Source organism: Mesorhizobium sp. M6A.T.Cr.TU.017.01.1.1 (genome assembly GCF_004023115.1).
Taxonomy (GTDB): Bacteria; Pseudomonadota; Alphaproteobacteria; order Rhizobiales; family Rhizobiaceae; genus Mesorhizobium; species Mesorhizobium mediterraneum.
In genome coordinates this window covers 1-1,252 of record NZ_RZTA01000261.1, presented here as the reverse complement: position 1 = coordinate 1,252, position 1,252 = coordinate 1, and the positions used below count along the sequence as shown (strand labels likewise).

Annotated in this window: 1 protein-coding gene and 1 pseudogene; both read left to right on the top strand. The window is 63.7% G+C overall.

The genetic code is table 11. From position 1 onward, the window contains the following. Positions 1–293: pseudogene (locus EOB36_RS33855) on the top strand (6-phosphofructokinase); the annotation flags it as partial. Positions 294–309: 16 nt separating this feature from the next. Continuing rightward, positions 310–1,035, top strand: coding sequence for an MBL fold metallo-hydrolase (locus EOB36_RS33850; RefSeq protein WP_128286591.1), 726 nt, complete (start codon positions 310–312; stop codon positions 1,033–1,035). The last annotated feature ends 217 nt before the right edge of the window (positions 1,036–1,252 follow it).

The following is a 1,252-nucleotide window of genomic DNA, read 5'->3' as shown; positions in this document are numbered from 1 at the left end:
ACATGCCGCGCGGCTATGTCGGCGCCATCAGCGCCGTCGATGCGCAGGAAGCCTTCGACGCCGGCGCTTTCGCCGTCAAGGTGGCGGAGGAGGGCGGCGGATCGGTAGCGCTGCAATATGACGGCAAGAAAACCGTGCTGAGGAAGGTGCCGCTGAAGAATGTCGCCGGCAAGACGCGCCATATGCCTGATAATTTCATGAAGCCTGATGTCAACCAGCTCTCGGATGCGGGCATGGCCTATCTGAAGCGGCTGGTTCCCGAAAAATACAAGGTCGGGAAGCCGTTCGTCTGATGCCGGATCTCTCCTGATGCTTGACTGGTTCAGCAAGACGGAAGTCGACGCCCATACGACGATGCTGGCCGAGCCGTTCGTGCATGATTTCGTGCGCGCCAACATCTGGCATCTGCGCGGCCGTGACGTCGACCTGCTCGTCGACACCGGCATGGGGATTTGCCCGCTGGCGCCGCAGATCAATACGCCTGCTGGCAAGCCGCTGCTCGTCGTCGCCACCCACATCCATCTCGACCATGTCGGCTCGCTGCACGAATTCCCCTCGCGGGCGGGGCCGAGGATGAGTGCCGCGCATTTCGACAGCATGGACGAAGCGGTCACCTACGCCCACATGTTCCACGATCTCGACGGCGCCGTCTCCAAGCTGCCGGCGCCCGGCTGGAAAGCAGCCGATTACAAAATCCCACCGGCGCCGCTGACGCGGACGCTTGACGAGGGCGATCTGGTCGACCTCGGCGATAGGCGGTTCCGCGTGCTGCATCTGCCTGGCCATTCGCCTGATTCGATCGCGCTGTTCGATGAGGCCGACGGCCTGTTCTTCGCCGGCGACGCCATCTACGACGCCATGCTGATCGACGACCTGCCGGATTCCGATCGCGTCGCCTATCGCCGAACTATGCAGCGGCTGCTCGACCTGCCGATACGCGTCGGCCATGGCGGCCACGGCCCGAGCTTCGACGCCAAACGGATGCGCGAGATCGCTAACGGCTATCTCAGGCGGACTGACGGGATCGGCGCATAGGAGGCTCCGGCAGGACGGGAAGAGATGCGGGCAGGCGCCGTCGGCGAAGCTGCTGATCTCCTCCGCAAGGGGGGAGATTGGATGCCGCCACGGCTTTCGCCAGTCGTCAACGCCGGAAGCAGGGCCAGAGGTGTTCATGCTCTTTTGCCGGGTCGGTGCTGATTGCGCCAGCGACCCGCCGTTGAGGCGGGTTTTTTGTTTTAGCCGATCTCGACCG

Coding starts and splice junctions, on each gene's coding strand:
- EOB36_RS33850 (WP_128286591.1), top strand. CDS start 310: ATGCTTGACTGGTTCAGCAAGACGGAAGTCGACGCCCATACGACGATG.